Raw genomic sequence first — 19,890 nt, 5'->3', positions numbered from 1 at the left:
CGGCGCCCCCGCCCAGGCGTAGATGCCCGCAAATGGGTAGAATTCGAGCATGGGAGAGCGGCCTGTAGCGCCGACTGCGCCCGAACTCGTCCTTGAGACCGACACCGGCTCCACGGTGATGAGTCCGAGCCGGGACTATCACGTCGGGCGCGATCCATTGAGCGACATCGTCATCGACGACGCCCGTGTCTCGTGGCACCACGCCGTCCTGCACGCCGAGCTCGACCACTGGACGATCGAGGACGAGCACAGCACGAACGGCACCTACGCCGACGGGCAGCGCGTCCAGGAGCGGGGCGTCGGCCCGGGCAGCGTGCTGCGGTTCGGCAGCGTCGCGGACGGCCCGCGCGCGGTGCTCGTGGGCCGCGCACCTCCTCCGCCCGCCCCCGCCGCTCCCGAGCGGCCCTCGGTCGTCCGCACGCCCTCGGCCACCGGCACCTTCCGGCAGCCGACGACCGTGCGCCCGCTGCCCACCCGTACCGTCCGCATCGGCCGTGCCGCCGACAACGACCTGGTCATCGACGACCTGGTCGTTTCACGCCGCCACGCCGAACTGCGGGTCCTCGCGGACGGCACGTACGAGATCGTCGACCTCGGCAGCCACAACGGGACCTACCTCAACGGCCAGCCCGTCGGCCGTGCCCCGGTCGCGTCCGGGGACATCGTCGGCGTGGGCCACCGGGCGTACTGCCTCGTCGGTGACCAGCTCCAGGAGTATGTCGACACCGGCGAGGTGTCGCTCGACGTGCAGGAGCTGACGGTCGCCGTCGACCGGGGCCGCAAGACGCTCCTCGACCGGATCTCCTTCCCCGTCGGCGAGAAGTGCCTGCTCGCCGTGGTCGGCCCCAGCGGCGCCGGGAAGTCCACCCTCCTCAACGCCCTCACCGGCCTGCGCCCCGCCGACGACGGCACGGTCCTCTACGACGGCCGCGACCTCTACCGCGACTACGCCGAACTCCGGCAGCGCATCGGCCTCGTGCCGCAGGACGACATCCTGCACGCGCAGCTCACCGTGCGCCGGGCCCTCGGATACGCCGCCGAACTGCGCTTCCCCCAGGACACCGAGAAGGCGGAACGCCGGGCCAGGGTCGACGAGGTCATCCGCGAACTCGGCCTCGAACAGCGCGTCGACCAGCCCATCCACAGCCTCTCCGGCGGACAGCGCAAGCGCGTGAGCGTCGCCCTCGAACTCCTGACGAAGCCGTCCCTGCTCTTCCTCGACGAACCGACGTCCGGACTCGATCCCGGCATGGACCGCTCCGTGATGCACATGCTGCGCGGTCTCGCCGACGACGGCCGTACGGTCATCGTCGTCACGCACAGCGTGCTCAGCCTCGACGGGTGCGACCGGCTGCTCGTGCTCGCCGCGGGCGGCCGGATCGCCTACTACGGGCCGCCGCGGGACGCGCTCCCGTTCTTCGGCTTCGAAGAGTGGCCCGAGGCGTTCGAGGCCTTCGAGGGGGACCGCGACCGGGACTGGGCGGGGGAGTACCGGAGCTCGCCGTTCCACCAGCAGTACATCGTCAACTCCTCGGCGCAGCCGCCCCTGCCGCAGGGCGCCGCGGGTCCGGTCGCCGCGTTCGCCCCGCCGCCGAAGGCGCAGAGCTGGGGATCCCAGCTGCGGACGCTGGTGCGGCGGTACGCGGCTGCCCTCGGCGCCGACCGGACGTTCCTCGCGATCATGATCGCGCTGCCGTTCGTGATGGGCGCCATGGCCCGCGCGCTGGCCGGGAGCAGGCTGACGCAGGAGACGGCGATGAACGCGCTGCTGATTCTGTGCGTGGGCGGAGTCCTGACCGGCGCGGCCAACGCCGTGCGGGAACTGGTCAAGGAGCGGGTCATCTACCGGCGCGAACGCGCCGTGGGGCTCTCCAGATCCGCGTACCTGATGTCCAAGGTCGTCGTACTCGGCACGATCACCGTCCTGCAGGCCGTCGTACTGACCTTGGTGGCGCTGCTCGGCGTCGACCTCAACCCGCCGGGCGGTGAGGGGGTGTTGCTGCCACCCCTGGTAGAGATCACCGTGGCGGTGGCCCTGCTGGCGTTCACGGCCATGATGCTCGGGCTCCTGGTCTCGGCGCTCGTGCGCAAGGAAGAGGTGACGATGCCGCTGCTCGTGCTGCTTGCCATCGTGCAGGTGGTGTTCTGCGGGGCGCTCCTGAAACTCCACGGGGTGCCCGGGGTGGAGCAGTTGGCGTGGCTCGTGCCCTCCCGATGGGCGCTGGGCGCGATGGCGGGGACCATCGGCCTCGGCAGGATCGTGCCGGGGGAGCTGACCGCCGATCCGCTGTTCCGGCACTCCGCGGGGGTGTGGCTGCTCAACATGGGCATGCTGGTGGCCCTTTCGGTCGTGTTCGGTTACGTGGTCGCGAGGCTGCTGAGACGGCATGAGCCCGCGGTGATGCGGAAGTAGCGGGAGCTGGACGCTGAGCGCGCTTTGCGCCGGGTGCCGGGTGCCGGGTGCCGGGAAGAGCCGAGGAGCAGGAGCTGAACAGATGACGACCGCGGACTTCCGCCCCACACATGTCGTCCCCCAGGACGGGCTGCCCGCCTGGGAGGCGCCGGACGTGAACCGCCCGACGGCACCGCTGGACGCGCTGCTGCCCGTCCAGTTGGTGGACCGGCTGGGCGACTGGGCGAGGATCGTCTGCGCGAACGACTGGTCGGCCTGGGTCGACGGCCGCCTCCTGATCGCCGTCCCGGCCGACCCGCCCGCGGCGAGCCACCCCCTGACCCGCACGGCGGACCCGGCCCCGCTCCTCGCCCGGACGGAGGAGGCACTGAGCCGCTACCGTCACGCGACCGGGCAACTGGCATCCGGCGACACCGACGCCGAGTCCTTCCGCGGCCGGACGCGGGGCTTGCGGGTGGGCGTGATCGTGGACGGCGAGTCGATATGGCTCTACGACGCGGAACACGAACGCTGGGTCTACTGCGACGGAACCCACCTGAGCACGTACGCGGCGGCCAAGCCCCCGAGCGCCCACGGAGACGGACCGGCCGGGGGCCCGACCCCGAGACAGCCGGCACCCGCAACGCCCCAGTCCGCGGATGCCGACACCCCCACGCACCGGGAGCCGCCCGCGAGCGCGGGGAGCCAGGTTCCGGACGGCGCCGGGGGCCCGGAACCAACCCAGGTGGTTCCCGCAACGAGCCAGTCCGATCCCCAGCCCGCGGACGCCGACACCCCCACGCACCGGGATCCGGCCGCGACCGCCGGGCGCATGGCTCCGGACGGCGCGGGAGGCCCGGAAGCACGCGTAACGAGTCCATCCGATCCCCAGGCTGCGGACGCCGACACCCCCACGCACCGGGACCCGGCCGTGAGCGCCGGGGGTCTGGCTCCGGACGGCGCGGGAGGCCCGCAGCCGACTCAGGTGGTGGACCCCGCAACGAGCCCGTCCGGGGCTCAGGTCGCGGAGGGCGACGCCCTCACCCGCCGGGAGTCGGCCGCGAGCGCCGGGGGATTGGTTCCCGACGGCACCGGAGGCCCGGAAGCGACCCAGGTGGTGGATCCCCCAACGAACTCGTCCGAGCCCCACGCAGCCTCCATCCACCGGGAGTCGCCCACGAATGCTGGGAGCCCGGTTCCGGACGGCACCGGAGGCTCGGAAGCAACCCAGGTGGTGGTCACCGGAGCGAGCCCGTCCGAGCCCCGGGCCGCCGACACCCCCACCCACCGGGAGCCGGCCGCGAGCGCGGGGCCCGTGGTCCCGAACGGCACCGGAGGTCCGCAGCCGACCCAGGTCGTCGAGTCCGTGCCCGACCCCGGAGACGCGTCCCGAGAAGGCCCCGCCCAGATCCCCGTCGCGCAGCCCGACGGCCCCGGTCGCGATTCGTCCGCCGGAGAGCCCACCCGTCGTATCCCGCCTTTCACGGTCGACCGGGGCGGTGACGGGTGATGGGGAGTGTGCCGGGGGGTGAGGCGGCGGTGGGTGGTTCGAGTGGTTACTCCGGGCGGCCGTCCGCCTTGGTCGGGAAGCAGATCGCGGGGTACCGGGTCGAGGATGAGATCGGACGGGGCGGGATGGCCGTCGTCTACCGGGCCAAGGATCTGCGGCTGGAGCGGACCGTGGCGCTGAAGCTGCTCGCCCCCGAGCTCGCGCGCAACGACACCTTTCGGCAGCGCTTCACGCACGAGTCACGCGTGGCCGCCGCGATCGAGCACCCGCACATCGTGCCGGTCTTCGAGGCGGGCGAGACCGACGGTGTGCTCTACATCGCCATGCGGTACGTCCCCGGGCTCGACCTGCGGCACCTGCTCGACGACTCGGGCCCGCTCCCCGTGGGCGCCGCCCTCCGCATCGCCGCGCAGGTCGCCTCCGCGCTCGACGCGGCCCACGACCACGGCCTGGTGCACCGCGACGTCAAACCCGGCAACATCCTCGTGGCCAAGGGCACGGACAGCGACCACCCGGAGCACGTCTACCTCACGGACTTCGGTCTGACGAAGAAGTCGCTCTCGCTGACCGGCTTCACGACCGTGGGCCAGTTCGTCGGGACCCTCGACTACGTGGCTCCGGAGCAGATCTCGGGACGTCCCGTGGACGGCCGGTGCGACGTCTACAGCCTCGCCTGCGTCGTCCACGAGACCATGGCCGGCGGGCCGCCCTTCCAGCGCGACGACGACATGGCACTGCTCTGGGCCCATCAGTACGACCAGCCGCCCCGCCTCACGGAGACGCGTCCCGAAGTCCCCGCCGCCCTCGACGGCGTCCTGGCGAAGGCCCTCGCCAAGAGCCCCGAGGACCGCTACGGCTCCTGCCTCGAATTCGTGGCCGCCCTGCGCGCCGCGGCCACGGGAAGCGCCGAAGGGCATGCCCCCACCCAGGTGGACCTCCGGGTCGTCGGAGCAGCGGCGGAGACGGGCAGCCCCCCGGAGCCGCCCGACTGGGCCCGGCCCGTCTTCCGGCGGCTGCCCGGCTAGGAACGTGGACCGTCCCGCTCCACCTCGCCGCGCCGGTGGACCCGCCGCGCCAGCAGACCGCCGATGAAACCGGTGACCAGACCCCACGCCACGGCCAGGATCAGCGCGGTCCCCAGCTTCGGGTCCAGCTTCACGCGGCCGGACAGGCCGCCGCCCAGGTCCCCGATGCCCAGGAGCGACAGGCCGTAGTGGGCGGAGACGCGGGCGAGCAGGCAGACGGCCAGCACCGTGAGGGCCAGCGCCACCGCCATGTGCACGGCGTGCTGCCAGGCCCGCATCCGGGCGGGTGAGCGTGCCGCCATCAGGAACGCGGCCCCCAGGACGAGGACCGCCGCGACGGCAAGGAGCCACCACACCCGCCCGTCGTGTTCGGAGAGCGTGTGCAGGTTCAGCGTGGAGTCGTCCGGGGTGCGCAGCACGTCGCCGAGGACCTTCGGCATGGGCAGCCCGAACGGCCCGTCCACGCGGCCCTCCCAGGATCCGCCGAGCCCGAGGGTGAAGGCGAGCCAGACGAGATTGGGCAGCCCGAGCAGCAGCACCGCGAGCGTCTCGGCGGCATGCCCCCGGGTCACCGCCACGATCACGCCGGTGACGAGCCCCAGGGCCACGTACGCGAGCAGCAGCACCACCATGGCGTACGCGGCGGGACGCACCGACTCCTGGAAGCGCAGCAAGCGGCCCGGCAGCGGGGCTCCGCGCGAGACCAGCAGCGCCACGGCGAGCACACCCGTGAGCCACAGCAGCCCGAAGAGGATGGTCAGCGGCACATCCGTCTCGAAGCCGACCTCGGGCGACGCGCCAAGGGCATCGCCGATGTCGGCCGCGGTCCCCTCGCCGAGCCCGATCGTGAACCGGTGGCGGGCCAGCAGGCCGAGGCCGACGAGGAGCAGCACCCACAGCACCGCGATCCGCGCGGCCCATCCGGCCAGTTCCCTGGTGTCGGCGACAGCGCGGTGCCGCAGCGGCCTGAGGAACCCGGCGGCGATCACCAGCGCTCCGGCCAGGGTGACCGAGAGGGGGAGCACCGAGAGCCCCGCGTCCGTCTCGGCGATCGCCCCGGCGTCGCCGGAGAGCCCGACGGAACCGCCGACCGCCATGACGACGACGGCCGCGACGACGGCGGGAAACGCACCGCCCGGCAGATCCGCGGCTCCGGCGGCCCACAGGCCGAGCGCGGCGACGACGGCCATGGCCAGCAGCGCGGCGAGCACGGCCAGCAAGGCGTGGATCCAGCCGTGGGGGGCCCGCGTGGGCCGTGTCTGGTCGCTCACGTTGTCACGCTAAGCAGCACCGGGGCGGTCCGCCCCTCGGGAGGGCCGACCGCGTCGGCTTGCGGGCTCCCGGGAAGCGGGACACACAATAGGCGCGTAACGGAACAAGGCGTGCAGATCGCAGGAAAGCATGTGTGAACGGTCTTCGCGTCGTGGATCCCCTCCCCAGGGAAGAAGTCTTCGTGAGCGCCGAACCGCCGTCGTCAGGACGCCCCACAGGACCCCCGTCCGGCCCGCTCTCCGGCCCGCAGGGCGGTCCCCCGAGTGGCCCCCCGAGCCCTCCGCCGGACTCACCGGGCCCGCCGGGCGGCGCGAGCCCCGGAGGCGGCTCCGGCGAGGGCCCGGAGAAGCCCGACCGCCCCTGGTGGAAGTCGGCGCCGCGGGTGGCGGCGATCTCCCTCGTGCTCGTGGCCGCGGTGGTGCTGACCGTCGTCCTCACGCGGCCCGACGGCACCTCGAAATCCGGCGGCGAGGTCGCCCTCCAGCCCGCGGGGAAGCAAGGACCTGACCCCTTCACCGAGTCGACGGCCCGGGACGACTCCACACCGCCGTCCCCGAGCGCCCTGCCGAGCTCCTCGGCGTCGGCCAACGTGACGCGCGGCGTCGACGGCGCCGCTCCCGGCCTCTACGGCGGGACGCGCAAGGTCGGCAGCTGCGACGTGGAGAAGCAGGTCGCCGCCCTGCGGAAGGACCCGGCGAAGAACAAGGCGTTCGCATCGGTCCTCGACATCGACGCCTCCGCCGTCCCCGCGTACCTGCGGGCCCTCACCCCCGTACAGCTGCGCATGGACACCCGCGTCACCAACCACGGCTACCGCGACGGCGCCCCCACCGCCTATCAGGCCGTCCTGCAGGCCGGGACCGCCGTACTCGTCGACGACCGCGGCGTGCCGCGCGTGCGCTGCGCCTGCGGCAATCCGCTGCTGCCCCCTGTCGCACAGAGCTCCCCGAAGCGGACGGGTGGCGCCTGGCCCGGCTACCGGTCATCGAACGTCGTGGTCGTCGCACCCGCCGCCCGGACCGTGAATGTGTTCGTCATGTACGACCCCGAGAGCGGCGACTGGTTCGAACGTGACAAGGGCGACACCGGCACCGGGGACACGAAGACCCGGCCGCCCGCGCACCAGCCCTCCCCCTCCACCTCGACCTCCCCGCCCGAATCCTCCTCCGCGTCCCCTTCGTCCCCCTCCGCATCCCCTTCCTCCGGCGAACCCTCCTCCCCGCCCGCCTCCTCGTCCGCGTCGCCGCCGCCGTCCACGGAACAGGAGCAGCCGCCCGCGTCGCAGTCCGCGCAGCCGCAGTCCTCTCCGTGACAGATCGAGGTTCGTGATCGAGCAGGTGCCGACAGGCGCTAGCGTGGTGGGTGCTGTCGGCGAGGCCCGTGCTGGGGCGGTGCTGGATCCGGGGCGTAGGAGGGGAAAGCGACCATGCGGGCCGGAGCGGCGTCTTGAGAATTCTGCACACGTCCGACTGGCATCTGGGCCGGGCGTTCCACCGCGTGAACATGCTCGGCGCCCAGGCCGAGTTCGTCGGCCACCTCGTCGCCACCGCGCGTGAGCGCGAGGTGGACGCCGTCGTCGTGTCCGGGGACGTGTACGACAGGGCGGTGCCGCCGCTGGCCGCCGTGGAGCTCTTCGACGACGCGCTGCACCGGCTCGCGGACCTCGGCGTCCCGACGGTGATGATCTCCGGGAACCACGACTCGGCACGCCGCCTCGGCGTCGGCGCCGGACTCATCGGCCGCGCGGGCATCCACCTGCGCACCGCGCCCGCCGCCTGCGCGGACCCGGTGGTGCTGGCCGACGACCACGGGGACGTGGCGTTCTACGGCCTGCCCTATCTCGAACCGGCCCTGGTCAAGGGCGAGTTCGGGGTGGAGCGGGCCGGTCACGAGGCAGTGCTCGGCGCCGCCATGGACCGGGTGCGCGCCGATCTGGCCGCCCGGACCCCCGGCACCCGCTCCGTCGTCCTCGCCCACGCCTTCGTCACCGGCGGCGAGGCCAGCGACAGCGAGCGGGACATCACGATCGGCGGGGTGGCCGCCGTCCCCTCCGGGGTCTTCGACGGTGTGGACTACGTGGCGCTCGGACACCTGCACGGCAGCCAGGTCATCAGCGAGCGCGTGCGCTACTCCGGCTCCCCGCTGCCGTACTCGTTCTCCGAGTCCACGCACCGCAAGACCATGTGGCTCGTCGACCTCGGAGCCGCGGGGGAGATCGCGGCCGAGCGGATCGACTGCCCTGTGCGGCGGACCCTCGCGCGGATCCGGGGAGATCTCGGCACGCTGCTCGCCGCCCCGGAGCTCGCACGCCACGAGGAGGCGTGGGTCGAGGCCACCCTCACCGACCCCGTACGCCCCGACGACCCCATGGCCCGCCTCTGCGAGCGCTTCCCGCACACCCTCAGCCTCGTCTTCGACCCGGAACGCGCCCCCGAGGACCCGGACGTCTCGTACGCCCAGCGCCTGAAGGGCCGCAGTGACCAGCAGATCGCGGAGGACTTCGTGACCCATGTGCGGGGCGCGGGGCCCGACGTACGCGAACAGGCGGTGCTGCGGGCGGCGTTCGACTCCGTCCGCACCGACGACACACTGCATGAGGTGGCCCGATGAGGCTGCACCGGCTCCGGATCACCGCGTTCGGCCCCTTCGGCACCACCCAGGACATCGACTTCGACGACCTCTCCGCCGCCGGGCTCTTCCTGCTGCACGGACCGACCGGCGCGGGCAAGACGTCCGTCCTGGACGCCGTCTGCTACGGCCTGTACGGCTCGGTGCCCGGGCCCCGGCAGGGCAGCGGCCAGGGAGTGACCCTGCGCAGCGACCACGCGCAGCCTGGCGTGCGCACGGAGGTGTGCCTCGAACTCACCGTCGCCGGACGCAGGTTGGAGGTCACCCGGCAGCCGCCGTGGGAGCGCCCGAAGAAGCGCGGCACCGGCACGACCATGGAGAAGGCGCAGAGCTGGCTGCGGGAGCACGAAGCCGGTGACGGGGGCGGGGTGTGGAAGGACCTCAGCCGCTCCCACCAGGAGATCGGAGAGGAGATCACGCAGCTCCTCGGGATGAGCAAGGAACAGTTCTGCCAGGTGGTGCTGCTGCCCCAGGGCGACTTCGCGCGCTTCCTGCGGGCCGACGCCGAGGCCCGCGGCAAACTGCTCGGCCGGCTCTTCGACACGCGCAGGTTCGCGGCGGTCGAGCAGCGGCTCGCCGAGCAGCGGCGCGAGGCCGAGGGCGCGGTGCGGGAGGGGGACCGGGAACTCCTCGCCGACGCGCACCGGATGCAGCAGGCCGCCGAGGGGCTCCTGGAGGACACCGAGTCGCCGCTGCCCGACCTCTCGCCCGGCGATCCGGGGCTCGCCGAGGCCGTCCTGGCCTGGGCCGCCGTCGCCCGAACCAGCGCCCGCGAGCGCCGCACGATCGCCGAATGCGCTCTCACGGCCGCCGAGTCCGCGCAGGCCGCCGCCGCCCGCCGCCTCGACGACGTACGCGAACTCGACCGGTTGCAGACGCGGTTCGCCCAGGCGCGGGAGCGGTCCGGTCGCCTCCAGGAGCGTGCCCAGGAGCACCGGCAGCGGCAGACCCGCATGGAGCGCGCCCGCAAGGCCGAGACGGTCGCCCCCGCGCTCGGGCTGCGCCGGGCCACCGAGGAGGAACACCGCCGCGCGTCCGCCGACGAGGCACGCGCGCGTGGACACCTGCCCGCCACGTTCGCGGACTCCGGCGCGTCGGGCCTCGCCGCCGCCGCGCGCAAGGCGGCCGAGGAACTCGGCGGCCTCGAATCCGCCCGGCGCGCCGAGCAGCGCCTCGCCGAACTCGGCACGGAGCGTACTGCCCTGGAGCGCGAGGAGCGCGCCGACGACGAGCTGCTGCGCGAGGCCGCGGGCTGGCTCGACGGATGGGAAGCGACCCGGACCGCGCTCCAGGAGCGCATCGAGTCCGCCCAGGAGGCGGCGACGCGCGCCGAGCACCTCGCGGGCCAGCTGGAGCCGACGCAGGGCAGGCTGGACGCGGCACGGCGTCGCGACCGGCTGACCCAGGAGGCGGCTGCCGCGCACGAACGCGCCCTCGCGGCCCGGGAGCGCGCCACCACGGCCCACGAGCACTGGCTCACCCTGAAGGAACAGCGCCTGACGGGCATCGCGGCGGAACTCGCCGCGGGCCTCACGGACGGCGCCCCCTGCGCGGTCTGCGGAGCCACCGAACATCCCGCGCCCGCACCCAAGGACGCCGGTCATGTCGACCGGGCCACGGAGGAGTCCGCGCTCACCGCCTACCGGCAGGCGGAGGAGGCACGCACGCAGCACGATCGGCATCTCGGCGAGGTGCGCGAGGCGTTGGCGGCCGCCGGGGCCGCCGCGCTGGGGTCCTCCGGCGCGGACACGGCCGCCGAGGAGCCGGAGACCGCCCCACAGGGGCCGTCGGTCGAGCAACTCGCCGCACTGGTCGAGGATTTGCGAGGTGAACACGCCGAGGCCCGCGGCCGCGCCTCCGGTCTGCACGCCGCCCGCGAAGCCCTCGCCCAGGCCGAACGTGAGCACGACCGCAGGGTCGCCGTGCAGCAGGAAGCCGCCGTGCGGGCCGCCTCCCGCACCACTCTGCGGGACACCCTCGACCGCGAACAGGCAGCCCTGGACGTCGAGTTGACCCGCGCGCGGGGCGCCAGCGGCAGCGTCGCCGCCCGAGCCGCCCAGCTGGAGCGGCAGGCCGCGCTCCTGACCGACGCGGCGGAAGCCGCACGTGTCGCCGACGACACCGCCCAGCGGCTCAAGGACGCCGACGCGCGACTCGCCGACGCCGCGTTCCGCGCAGGGTTCGACACGCCGGGGGACGCGGCCGGAGCCCTCCTCGACGACGCGCACCACCGCGAACTGCAACACCGTATCGACGAGTGGCAGAACGAAGAGGCGGCGGTGCGTTCCCTGCTCGCCGAGCCGGACGCGGCCGCCGCCGCCCAGCAGCCGCCCGCCGACCTGCGGGCCGCGCAGGAAGCCGCCGAGCACGCCGACCGGCGCGCCCGCGTGGCCGCCTCCGCGCTCGACGCGGCCACCCGGCGCTGCGCCGAACTCGACCGGCTCTCCGAGCGGTCGGCCGCCGGAGCCCGGCGGCTCGCGCCGCTGCGCGGTGCGTACGACCGCGTGGCACGCCTCGCGGGCCTCGCCGCGGGCACCTCGGCGGACAACGACCGCAAGATGCGCCTGGAGTCCTATGTCCTCGCGGCCCGCCTCGAACAGGTCGCGGCGGCGGCGACCGCACGGCTGCGGCGCATGTCGTCGGGCCGCTACACCCTCGTCCACTCCGACGACCGCACGGGACGCGGACGTTCGGGCCTCGGACTGCACGTCGTCGACGCATGGACGGGCCGCGAGCGCGACACGTCCACGCTCTCCGGCGGCGAGACCTTCTTCGCCTCGCTCGCCCTCGCGCTGGGCCTCGCCGACGTCGTCACCGACGAGGCGGGCGGCGTACGGCTCGACACGCTCTTCATCGACGAGGGCTTCGGCAGCCTCGACGACCAGACCCTCGACGAGGTCCTCGACGTCCTGGACTCCCTCCGCGAACGGGACCGCAGCGTCGGCATCGTCTCGCACGTCGCTGACCTGCGACGACGTGTCCACGCGCAGCTGGAAGTGGTCAAGGGGCGAGCAGGGTCGGTCGTGCGTCAGCGGGGAGCCAGCGACTGATCCGCCGGTGTGCTGCGGCCGTCAGGACGGATTCCTTCACTGTCTTGCCCTCTCTGTCCTTGATCGTCTTCGTCCTCGTGTCCCCCGTCCGTCCCCCGGACGGCCCCTGTGTCTTGGCTGCCAGCGTGGTCGACTCGATGGTCCGTCCATCCCTGCAGATAGCAGGCCCCTACCGATTCGAGTGACTACCGCTCCAAGTTCGCGGCATCCTGTACCCGGGCAGAGGCTCGTCGGCCTCCCGGCGGATGCACCCCTGTTCCTCGTTGAGTCCTGCCGAGCCTCAACTACCGCCGCAGTGTCCACACGCGCTCAACTCGCTCAACCATGAAGCAGAGTTTGATACCCCCGTCCAAACGGCACTGAACTTCTCCCGAGCTCGGGCAGAGCAAGTCACGCCACAAGTGCCGATGGCACCCTCTTCCCTCGGGAGCGCCGCCGTGCCAGAAGACCAGCCGTACCGCAAGAACCCAGTCAGCGCATGAGGCTGTAGTGGAGAAGACGCGACCGGGCATCCTCCTGAGACAGGCCGAGAGCCTGGCTGATCGATTCCATCGAGAGGTCGTCTGCCGCGGCGTACTCAGCGGCGCGACGGCTGATGTTCTTGGTCGTACGCTCCAAGGCCGCAACAGCCTTCAGCGCGGCTAGCGGCGCGTCCTTGACAAGGGCGTACAACTGCTGTTCCACCCGCCCCAGCAGCTCCTCAAGCTCCGGCGGCAGCGGAATCGTCTGCGCCTCGACGTCCCGAATGTGTTGCCGCCACTCGTCGTACGGCTCCTTCATGGGGAACTCGTCGGCGAAGGCGTCGAGTTCGCCCCAATCGATCGGGTACTGGTCTTCACCACGCCAGCCACACGAGCACGCTCCCCGCGCCACGGTGGCGCGCGGCCTGTTCAGCTTCCCGCTGTACGCCCACCACTCACGCGTTCTATGGAAGTTGGCGCTACTACCAGCATCGAGCACTGCCGCCTTAGGTTCGCTGCCGTCGGCCAGGACCGCGCCCACCCAGCCCTCGTGGGACGCACCGAACTCCTCGGTCTTCCACGCCATGGGATCTCCGCTCCGTGAATGCTTGCTCAACTCCACGATGCCCCGCCCTGGCCACGGATGACCGGCGAATCCACAGACTGGCTGCACCCACGTTTCGGCGATCTCGTCAGTACTCGGGGGGCTTGTGGCACGGCAACGGGAACATCAACTACGAGCCGACTTGAGGCCCGTTGTGCATCCCGCCACGCCAAAGCCGCAGGTGACGGGCCGCTAAGGGAACGGAGGACTACCGCTTGGGGTTCGCGGCTCCTGCCTTGCTGGGGCCGGGCGACATCCAGGCCCTCCTGTCACTTCGACAGAACCCCTCCCCAACGGGCGGACGTTCGAGATCATGGAGGTATGGATGGGGGACAGGCAACGGTCTACGCCGCAGGTCTTGCTGCGAGCGTCACGCTTCTGGGCGCCGCCATTGCCTACAAGGCTGGCCGGCGACAGGTGCGTGATCAGGCTGCTGTGGAGCATGAGCGGTGGCTTCGCGGCCAGCGCGAGCAGGCATATGTGGACTTTCTGGGCGCATGCGAGCGGGCGACGGAGGCCGTTCACCAGTGCCGAGGGCAAGCGGATGAGCTGCATGGCCGTCTCGTGCGCCGAGAGATCCAGATTGGGCAGGGTGAGCCTGTCTCGATGGACGAGGGCTGGCGTTTGCATGATGCCACCCAGCAGCTGTTGAACAGGATCTTGATGCTGGGGCCGGACGCGGTCATCGAACGTGCAGAAGCGACTCAGTCCGCGATCTTCAATTTCTGCATGGCTGTGCAGGGTGTCAGCCAGCAGCTGATGCTGCGCCCAGTGGAGCAAGTGGAGTTGGACCTGGCCTCGGACAAGATGAGCGAGGTTTACGGGGCCCGCGGGGAATTCTCCGTGGCGGCTCGACGAGTGTTAACTGGCGGGGCCAACACCGTTGCCGAGTGAGGGCCGCCCTCCGAGGGGTCTTCGACGTCGAAGGGGAGAAGGTCTTGGGGGCGGCCCCCAGTTGGTCTGCCGTGCGGACGCCGGGCGGCGGAGGCTATCTCCATCGCCACGGCCGTACCGATCGCGTCAGTCAGTAGTAAGGCTCGCGGCTTCGCAGCCCTCACAGTGCGCGGAGCACAGCGTCGCGGCGCCCTGCATCTGGCCCTTGTCGCAAGCCCGGCAGTTCGCCCAGACTCGCGGGGTGAACACCACCTGGTCTGAGCCGCATGCGGTGCAGCGTACTCCGTGTACGCGGGGGAGCTTCCCGTCCTCGCCCGGCTCGCCGGCGGCGTAGCCCTGGAGCTGGACGTGCCCGCTGGTCATGTCGACCTCGGGTATGTCCGGGTGCTGTTGGTTGATGTAGAGCCACACCTGATGGCCGACTGTGCGGTTCGAGGTGAGTGGGTGCGCTTCGACCTCGGTGGTCCAGCAGCGGCCGTTCGGATTGTGGTCGGCGCCGTCTTCGGCTGCTTCGTAGTAGGTGACCTGCCATACCGCTTGCGTGTCGTCGGACAGGCCCGGTCGCATCGCCGTCGTGCGTGGGGTTGTTGTTGTCACGGGGAGAGTTCGTCCTTGTCGCGGTGCGCGGGTGGTCAGGGCAGGGTCATGCGGTGGGTCGAGGGATCCCAGCGACATTCGCGGTAGAGCCGGTTGAAGTCGTGCATGGCGCCGGGGTCGTCGGCGTTGCAGGGCTGGTAACCGTCCGGGGTGGGGCGGCAGTAGAAGCCGTACTCGGTGCATTCGGGCTCGCCGGGGATGTGACCGGCCCAGACGGTGTTGCAGGTGTTGCCGGGATGGCAGTGGGCGCGCTGGAGGCCAGTGATGGCGCAGCGTGCGATGTCGCATCGGTCGGCGTGCAGTGTGCCGGGTGCGGTGGCGCAGTCGGGGCAGCGGCCTGTGGCTGTCAGGGTGAGGTGGATGCGTGGGTCGACGGTGTTGGTAGGGGTGTCGAGCCGGCCGAGCCAGAGGGTACGGAGCGCGTTGTTGAGGTCGCGGCTGGGGGCGATGGTGTGGAGGCCCAGGGTGCGGTGGATGAGTTCGCGCAGGAGTGTGGGCGGGAGTTGGGCTGTGGCCCAGTGCAGGGTGAGTCCGCGGGTTGGGTGGTTGTGGGTCCACGTGGTGCGCATGCGAGTGGAGAAGGTGACCGGTACGGAACTGATTGGGGTGTATCTGGCGATCAGCGGCTGGTTGAGTTTCAGCCATTCAAATCCGGTTTCGGCATAGAAGTTGATGATAGTTCGTCATCCTTCGCCCAGATTTAGCGTGGTGCTGCGGCGCATGTGGAGCCAGCCGCCGGTCGGTGTGTTCCGGTGCTGGACGAGCGGCTCGTCCTGGTCGTCGTCGAGGACGATTCGCAGACGGTGTGGTCGGCCGAGGACGTCGAATCCTGCGCCGCGGATGAGTTCCCTTTGGGGGTTGTCGGGTGCGGTCTCGGCGAGGTGTGAGAGCTGCCGGTAGATCCACGAACGCCGTCGTTCGACGAGGGTGGCGGCGTCCGTGTCGGTGGTGGTGTCCGGGCCGCGGACGATGATGTTGCCGCCCCTGGTGACGGTAACGGTGAGCGTGGTTCTGTTGCTGGTGCGAACGGTGATGTCGGTGTTGCCGACACGTATGGTGCGGTCGCTGGTGGGCATGGTCGAGGGTCCTTGGAGCGGAGGGGTGGGCGGCCTGCTGGGCGAGCGTTCTGGTGCGGCTAGTGCTGGTCGCAGACCCAGGCCTGCGGGAGGCCGTGGACGGGGAGATCGAGGACGCGTCGGCCGGTGCGGGGGCAGAGCTGGCAGATGAGGTCGAAGGCGCGCAGCATGCGCAGCGGCCGTATCGGCTCCTCGTCGCGAAGCGTGATCGGTGAGAGGTGGCCTTCGAGTCCGAGGAGCCATAGTGGCTGGAGGTGACGCCGCTTCGTGAGGATGGTCAGTGGACTGTCGTTGCCGACGAGGGTGAAGGTGTCGCCTTCTTGCAGGGTGGTGGCGTGGACGGTGGGGGTCTGTTCGACGGTGACGATGAAGCCGTTGGGCATGGTGTTCCTTGGTTAGGGAGGGTGCCCCCCTCTCATTTCGCAGGGTTAATTCTACTATGTTCGAGAGGGGGGTAAAGCCCGTGTATGCAGGTCAAGCAGGGGTGGTGTGGCTTCCGTCAGGTCTCGATGCTGTCCGCATACCGCTCGGCGGTGGCGAGCATCAGAGCGAGCCCTCGGGCGAGCTTGCGGACTTCGCTACTGAACAGGACCAGCTCGACGGCTTGCCCGTCGGTGCCGACGTGAAGACGGTCGCTGTACTGGGCCCGATAGCTCATCGCTTCGTAGTGCCCTGCCCTGGCGCGTGCCCAATCCTCGGCGCCGCGGAAGCGCCCCTTCCGAAACCAGTAGCGGTTCATGGCCGCCTCGACGAACGTCCCCCACGCCCGGGCCGGCACGCGAGCCGCTTCGACTCGTGTGGTCGCTCCCTCGTTGTCGACCATGATGTACCAGCGGCCGAGCGCCTCGCTGTCGATGCTGAGATTGTTCCCGTAGCGGGCCTGCAGCGAGGGCCACACCATCTGGATCAGTTCCACCGCGCGGTCGACGGCTGCTTGCTGCGCCCTCTTGTGCGCTGCGACGGCGGTCTCCCACGGCTCGCGGTCGGTGGTGAAGCCGTCCTGCTGCGTGTAGTTGGCCACCCTCGTTCGTGCGGCCTTGTCGACCAGGGCATATCCGAGGCCCTCGGCGTGGCCGGGGGTCATCTCGGTGATCAGCTCGCGTCCTTCGTGGACGGTGTGCAGGCAGAGGTGGCGTATGTACTCCTGCTCGTCGGGCAGGGCGTCGATGATGTGCGGGTTGCGCAGGGCGAACTCGGTAGGGGCCAGTTCGGCTCCCTCGTCCCGCGTGGTCCAGGCGCCGCTAGTTGTGACGGCCTGCGAGAGGTGCTTGGAGACTTTCGGGTACCAGGTGGCCTTGCGGCGGTTGATCTTCATGGGTGTTTTGGACCGTTCAGGAAGCGATGGTGCTGGCCGACGGGGTGCGGTGCTTGGTGCCGCAGACGGCGTGAAGCACTTCCGCGAAGGCGCTGGTGGACAGGTCGGACAGGTCGAGGTGGACGATGCGAACGCGGCCTTCGTCATCGGCGTGGATGGTGGCCCTGCCGCCGGGCCAGCGCAGGTCCGCGACGCCCGGCACGGACCCGTAGCTCACCTGCGCCTCCGGGCCGGCCAGCTGCTCGGCTGTTGTCATGAAGGCCCGCAGCACGCCGCGCGTCCGGTCGGTGCGCACGCGCAGCTCGGCGAGGAGCGTGGTCCACGCGGGCAGGCCCGTGGTGCGGATGGAGTCGGCGACGGCCTGTGGGTCGCTGATGGTGCCGGTGACTCTGTGCTGGTCGCTGCGGCGCGGCCAGACGAGGGCGTGCGTGACCGACACCGAGACGCTGACGGGGCTCGACGAGCGGACGGGCGATGAGACGGCGATTTCCAGTGACATGAGCGGACTGTTGAGGAGGGCGAGGTCACTGTGCCCGCAGCTGTCTGCTGTCCAGCCGTGGCCAAGGAGGGCGGCAAGGATGCGGACATAGTCGAGTGCGGAGCGAGCGGTGGACATGGAGGACTCCATTCGAAGAGGTGGCAAGGGGGTGCTGGGGCTGGCGGCCGGCGGGAGGCCGACAGGAGCCTCCCGCCGCAGAGGTCAGGCCGTAGCCGCCAGTGCCTCGCGCTCCTGAACGTCCTCGCTGTCCTCGTGCGGCTCCGGCTCGGCGTCCTCGCGGGCCTTTTGGTCCTGCTCCTCCTGCTGGGCGCGGCCCTTGGCCACGGTCTCCGCTTCGACGCTGCTCAGCGCATAGCCCTCCGCTTGAAGGAACGTCAGCCAGGCGACGGTCTGCCCGTTGATGTGGTTGCGCCAAGCCGTGTCGTCCATGTGCTCCAGCTCGTAGGCTGCGGCGACATGGGCGAGCAGGACCCTCCAGGCGCGCGTCGGGCTGGTGCGCGCGATGACCGCACCGAACGGGTCGTCCACCCGAGTCCACTGGCTTTTGCCCTCGTTGGGGTCCTCGACGCCGAGAAAGCGTGCGGTCAGGTCGGTCCGTTTGCGGCTGACGTAGTTCTCGTATCCGTAGCTGGTACCGGTGACCAAGGAGAGGATCAGCGGCCACACCCGCGTGCTCGCCTCGGGCTGCTGGCAGAGTTCCTTGATGAAGTCGGCGCGGACCTCGCGGGCCTGCCTCCATGCCTTGTTGTTAGCGATGACCAGGCGCCGCTCGGCCCTGGCCGCCTCTTTGTCCGGTCCTGCCTGAGTGGTGTCCTTCGTGGCGGCTTCGGCGGTGAGCGGATGGCCGTGGCGGTGCCAGGCGGTGCACACCCAGATCACCTCGGCGTCGCTCGGGGCGACGCATGCCGCATGACCAGGGCAGGTGCGGTGGGTCTGCTGGGTGTGCGGGGAGCCGTCATCGGTGAGGAGGTCGGTGAGCGGCCTCGTGCTGGTGTCGGACCAGTTCCAACGCCAGTCGACGACCGTGACCGCCGCGGAGGTCAGCTCAGCGGCCTGCTGGGCGCACTTGTCGGTGAGTTCCTTCTCGGCGCGCAGGCCAGCAAGGGCGTGCTTCCAGTGGCCGTGCTTGGTGTTGTTCTCCCGCTGGTCACGCGCCTTGGCCCGCGTCAGGGCCCACAAGGCGTCCTCGACGCTTTCGACTTCCTGGAACTCGGCCAGTTCGATGAGGTTGAAATCTTCCTCGACCGCCTCGGCCAACGACGTGTCGGAGAGTTGGGCGGCCTTGCTGGCGGCGCCGAGCTCAGCAGGCTTGAAGCCCATGGCGCGCGCGTTGCGCATCTTGCGGGCCTTGGGGATGTTCATGAGGGAGAGCTGCCGGGCGGCTTCGATGTCGTCGCGGACGGAGGCCTGGCGGCGGTGCTTGTTCTCGATGAACGACACCGTCAGTGCCGCATCATCAACCCCTGCGAGGTCGTCGCGGACGATCGCGGGAACGAGCCGGTACGGCTTCTTCTTCGCCTGGGCCTTCTTCGCGGCGGCCAGGGCCGCGTTGTTGCGGCGCTGGCCGAAGATGATCCCGAGCTTCCCTTCGCTCTCGCCTCCCTGCGGGCGTAGCACGAGCGGGGTGAGGACACCGAGTTCATCGACGCTGGCCTGGAGTTCAGGGTCGGGCTGGGTGGTGTCCTCGCCGTCCGTCTCGGCGCGGTCCTTGCGGTGGTTGTACGGGTCGACAACCAGGTCGTGGGGATCGACCCAGACGAAGCGGCCGGCGAAGCCCTCGACGGTGTCGGGCTGGGCGGAGGTGGTGATGCTCATGGCGGTGGTCCTTCAAGTGACGGGGCGGGCGCGTGACAAGGGGCGCCCGCCCGATGCTGGGTTGGTGCCAGGTTCAGGACGCAGCGGTGGCCCGGTGCTTGCTGGTGCGCGTGGCCGATGCGGCACGGCGTGATGCGGCCTTCGGCTTGGTCTTGGCTGCCGGGCTATTGCAGGTGCCCGTTTCGTGTGTGACGGGCGGCAGGACGGCGGGCGGGATCAGCGCGCCGTTGGAGCGCAGACCCGGACGCGGGCCGTCGAACGCGGGCAGTAGCACTGTGCGGATCGTGTCCAGGATCTCGGCCACGGGTGAAACCGTGGTGAAGATGACGCTCTTGCTGTAGCGCATTCCCTTGGGCAGTCGGGTGTTCTCGGTGGGCGCATCGCTGGCTCCGGCCGACTGCTGGGGGGCGGGGCCGCCGACAGCGAAGGTCTGCACGGCGCGCCCCTGCCACTGGTGACGGATGCCGATGGAGCGGCCGTCGGAGTGGACGAGGCGGATCGATTTGTCCGCGAACCCGGCCGGGCTTTCTTCGGTGTCCTCGCGCCAGCCGTCAGCGAGAGCCGCGGCGAGGGGCTGTCCCAGCAGGTACAGATCGGCCTCACTGAGAACGGCAGGCTCGGGTACGTCGGTGCCTGATGCCTCCGTGTCTGTCGTCTCGGGCTCGATGGTGTCGGTGCTGCTCACGGAAGTGCTCCTAGTCCTAGGGGTGTGTAGCTAGCGGGACTTGCGCGATCCGGGTCAGGAGGCCGCG

The 19,890-nt window shown here is 71.1% G+C and carries 16 protein-coding genes and 1 pseudogene; 7 read left to right on the top strand and 10 right to left on the bottom strand.

Annotated features, from left to right (window positions below):
* Positions 1-49: 49 nt before the first annotated feature.
* The 3 genes and pseudogenes from AB0E78_RS38575 to AB0E78_RS38565 all read left to right on the top strand — a co-directional run bounded on the left by AB0E78_RS38575 (position 50) and on the right by AB0E78_RS38565 (position 4,927).
* A complete protein-coding gene (locus AB0E78_RS38575; protein WP_361843337.1) occupies positions 50-2,413 on the top strand; it encodes an FHA domain-containing protein in 2,364 nt (787 codons plus the stop codon).
* Between the two features lie 82 nt (positions 2,414-2,495).
* A pseudogene (locus tag AB0E78_RS38570) lies at positions 2,496-2,966 on the top strand (hypothetical protein); the annotation flags it as partial.
* A gap of 965 nt (positions 2,967-3,931) precedes the next feature.
* On the top strand, positions 3,932-4,927 hold the full coding sequence (locus AB0E78_RS38565) for a serine/threonine-protein kinase (RefSeq protein ID WP_361843334.1): 996 nt from the start codon (positions 3,932-3,934) through the stop codon (positions 4,925-4,927).
* On the opposite strand, the gene AB0E78_RS38560 is transcribed toward AB0E78_RS38565, so the two are convergent.
* Positions 4,924-6,117 (bottom strand): streptophobe family protein, encoded by a 1,194-nt coding sequence (locus AB0E78_RS38560; RefSeq protein ID WP_361843573.1) that lies wholly within the window; start codon positions 6,115-6,117, stop codon positions 4,924-4,926. The two genes, AB0E78_RS38565 and AB0E78_RS38560, sit on opposite strands and share 4 nt — an antisense overlap.
* Before the next feature lie 263 nt (positions 6,118-6,380).
* Here AB0E78_RS38560 and AB0E78_RS38555 point away from each other — a divergent pair, with 263 nt between their 5' ends.
* The 3 genes from AB0E78_RS38555 to AB0E78_RS38545 all read left to right on the top strand — a co-directional run bounded on the left by AB0E78_RS38555 (position 6,381) and on the right by AB0E78_RS38545 (position 11,877).
* Positions 6,381-7,511: a DUF6777 domain-containing protein gene (locus AB0E78_RS38555; protein WP_361843331.1), complete on the top strand. Its 1,131-nt coding sequence runs from the start codon at positions 6,381-6,383 to the stop codon at positions 7,509-7,511.
* A gap of 134 nt (positions 7,512-7,645) precedes the next feature.
* Positions 7,646-8,809 carry an exonuclease SbcCD subunit D gene (locus AB0E78_RS38550; protein ID WP_361843329.1) on the top strand — a complete coding sequence of 388 codons (1,164 nt, stop codon included), beginning with the start codon at positions 7,646-7,648 and terminating at the stop codon, positions 8,807-8,809.
* Complete coding sequence (locus tag AB0E78_RS38545) at positions 8,806-11,877, top strand: SMC family ATPase (RefSeq protein WP_361843326.1); 3,072 nt, start codon at positions 8,806-8,808, stop codon at positions 11,875-11,877. Before AB0E78_RS38550 ends, AB0E78_RS38545 begins: the two co-directional genes overlap by 4 nt.
* Before the next feature lie 471 nt (positions 11,878-12,348).
* Here the strand turns inward: AB0E78_RS38545 and AB0E78_RS38540 are convergent, their stop codons facing one another.
* Entirely contained in the window at positions 12,349-12,924 is a 576-nt protein-coding gene (locus AB0E78_RS38540; protein ID WP_361843324.1) for a hypothetical protein, read from the bottom strand.
* A 339-nt stretch (positions 12,925-13,263) separates the two neighbouring features.
* Here AB0E78_RS38540 and AB0E78_RS38535 point away from each other — a divergent pair, with 339 nt between their 5' ends.
* The gene (locus tag AB0E78_RS38535; RefSeq protein ID WP_361843321.1) at positions 13,264-13,836 is read left to right on the top strand and encodes a hypothetical protein; all 573 of its coding nucleotides are present in this window, start codon (positions 13,264-13,266) and stop codon (positions 13,834-13,836) included.
* Between the two features lie 126 nt (positions 13,837-13,962).
* Here AB0E78_RS38535 and AB0E78_RS38530 read toward each other — a convergent pair whose 3' ends face one another.
* The 8 genes from AB0E78_RS38530 to AB0E78_RS38495 form a co-directional block, all read right to left on the bottom strand.
* Positions 13,963-14,433, bottom strand: a complete 471-nt coding sequence (locus tag AB0E78_RS38530) for a hypothetical protein (protein ID WP_361843319.1) — start codon at positions 14,431-14,433, stop codon at positions 13,963-13,965.
* A gap of 35 nt (positions 14,434-14,468) precedes the next feature.
* A complete protein-coding gene (locus AB0E78_RS38525; RefSeq protein ID WP_361843316.1) occupies positions 14,469-15,002 on the bottom strand; it encodes a hypothetical protein in 534 nt (177 codons plus the stop codon).
* Between the two features lie 114 nt (positions 15,003-15,116).
* On the bottom strand, positions 15,117-15,509 hold the full coding sequence (locus tag AB0E78_RS38520) for a YgjP-like metallopeptidase domain-containing protein (protein WP_361843314.1): 393 nt from the start codon (positions 15,507-15,509) through the stop codon (positions 15,117-15,119).
* A 59-nt stretch (positions 15,510-15,568) separates the two neighbouring features.
* The gene (locus AB0E78_RS38515) at positions 15,569-15,892 is read right to left on the bottom strand and encodes a hypothetical protein (protein WP_361843312.1); all 324 of its coding nucleotides are present in this window, start codon (positions 15,890-15,892) and stop codon (positions 15,569-15,571) included.
* 116 nt (positions 15,893-16,008) lie between these two features.
* Positions 16,009-16,824 carry a hypothetical protein gene (locus AB0E78_RS38510; RefSeq protein WP_361843309.1) on the bottom strand — a complete coding sequence of 272 codons (816 nt, stop codon included), beginning with the start codon at positions 16,822-16,824 and terminating at the stop codon, positions 16,009-16,011.
* A 16-nt stretch (positions 16,825-16,840) separates the two neighbouring features.
* Entirely contained in the window at positions 16,841-17,440 is a 600-nt protein-coding gene (locus tag AB0E78_RS38505; protein WP_361843306.1) for a hypothetical protein, read from the bottom strand.
* A gap of 84 nt (positions 17,441-17,524) precedes the next feature.
* Complete coding sequence (locus tag AB0E78_RS38500; protein WP_361843304.1) at positions 17,525-19,138, bottom strand: ParB N-terminal domain-containing protein; 1,614 nt, start codon at positions 19,136-19,138, stop codon at positions 17,525-17,527.
* 73 nt (positions 19,139-19,211) lie between these two features.
* The gene (locus AB0E78_RS38495; RefSeq protein ID WP_361843302.1) at positions 19,212-19,823 is read right to left on the bottom strand and encodes a hypothetical protein; all 612 of its coding nucleotides are present in this window, start codon (positions 19,821-19,823) and stop codon (positions 19,212-19,214) included.
* Positions 19,824-19,890: the final 67 nt, after the last annotated feature.

This window comes from Streptomyces sp. NPDC032198 (genome assembly GCF_040636975.1).
Classification (GTDB): Bacteria; Actinomycetota; Actinomycetes; order Streptomycetales; family Streptomycetaceae; genus Streptomyces.
Note: the sequence above shows the minus strand (reverse complement) of the source record. Positions and strands in the feature narration are given on the sequence as shown.

Excerpts from the sequence above, each read along its gene's own strand:
- AB0E78_RS38575 (WP_361843337.1), top strand. The coding sequence starts at position 50 with ATGGGAGAGCGGCCTGTAGCGCCGACTGCGCCCGAACTCGTCCTTGAG.
- AB0E78_RS38520 (WP_361843314.1), bottom strand. The coding sequence starts at position 15,509 with ATGCCCACCAGCGACCGCACCATACGTGTCGGCAACACCGACATCACC.
- AB0E78_RS38535 (WP_361843321.1), top strand. The coding sequence starts at position 13,264 with ATGGATGGGGGACAGGCAACGGTCTACGCCGCAGGTCTTGCTGCGAGC.
- AB0E78_RS38560 (WP_361843573.1), bottom strand. The coding sequence starts at position 6,117 with ATGGCCGTCGTCGCCGCGCTCGGCCTGTGGGCCGCCGGAGCCGCGGAT.
- AB0E78_RS38545 (WP_361843326.1), top strand. The coding sequence starts at position 8,806 with ATGAGGCTGCACCGGCTCCGGATCACCGCGTTCGGCCCCTTCGGCACC.
- AB0E78_RS38510 (WP_361843309.1), bottom strand. The coding sequence starts at position 16,824 with ATGAAGATCAACCGCCGCAAGGCCACCTGGTACCCGAAAGTCTCCAAG.
- AB0E78_RS38515 (WP_361843312.1), bottom strand. The coding sequence starts at position 15,892 with ATGCCCAACGGCTTCATCGTCACCGTCGAACAGACCCCCACCGTCCAC.
- AB0E78_RS38500 (WP_361843304.1), bottom strand. The coding sequence starts at position 19,138 with ATGAGCATCACCACCTCCGCCCAGCCCGACACCGTCGAGGGCTTCGCC.
- AB0E78_RS38540 (WP_361843324.1), bottom strand. The coding sequence starts at position 12,924 with ATGGCGTGGAAGACCGAGGAGTTCGGTGCGTCCCACGAGGGCTGGGTG.
- AB0E78_RS38525 (WP_361843316.1), bottom strand. The coding sequence starts at position 15,002 with ATGCGCACCACGTGGACCCACAACCACCCAACCCGCGGACTCACCCTG.
- AB0E78_RS38505 (WP_361843306.1), bottom strand. The coding sequence starts at position 17,440 with ATGTCCACCGCTCGCTCCGCACTCGACTATGTCCGCATCCTTGCCGCC.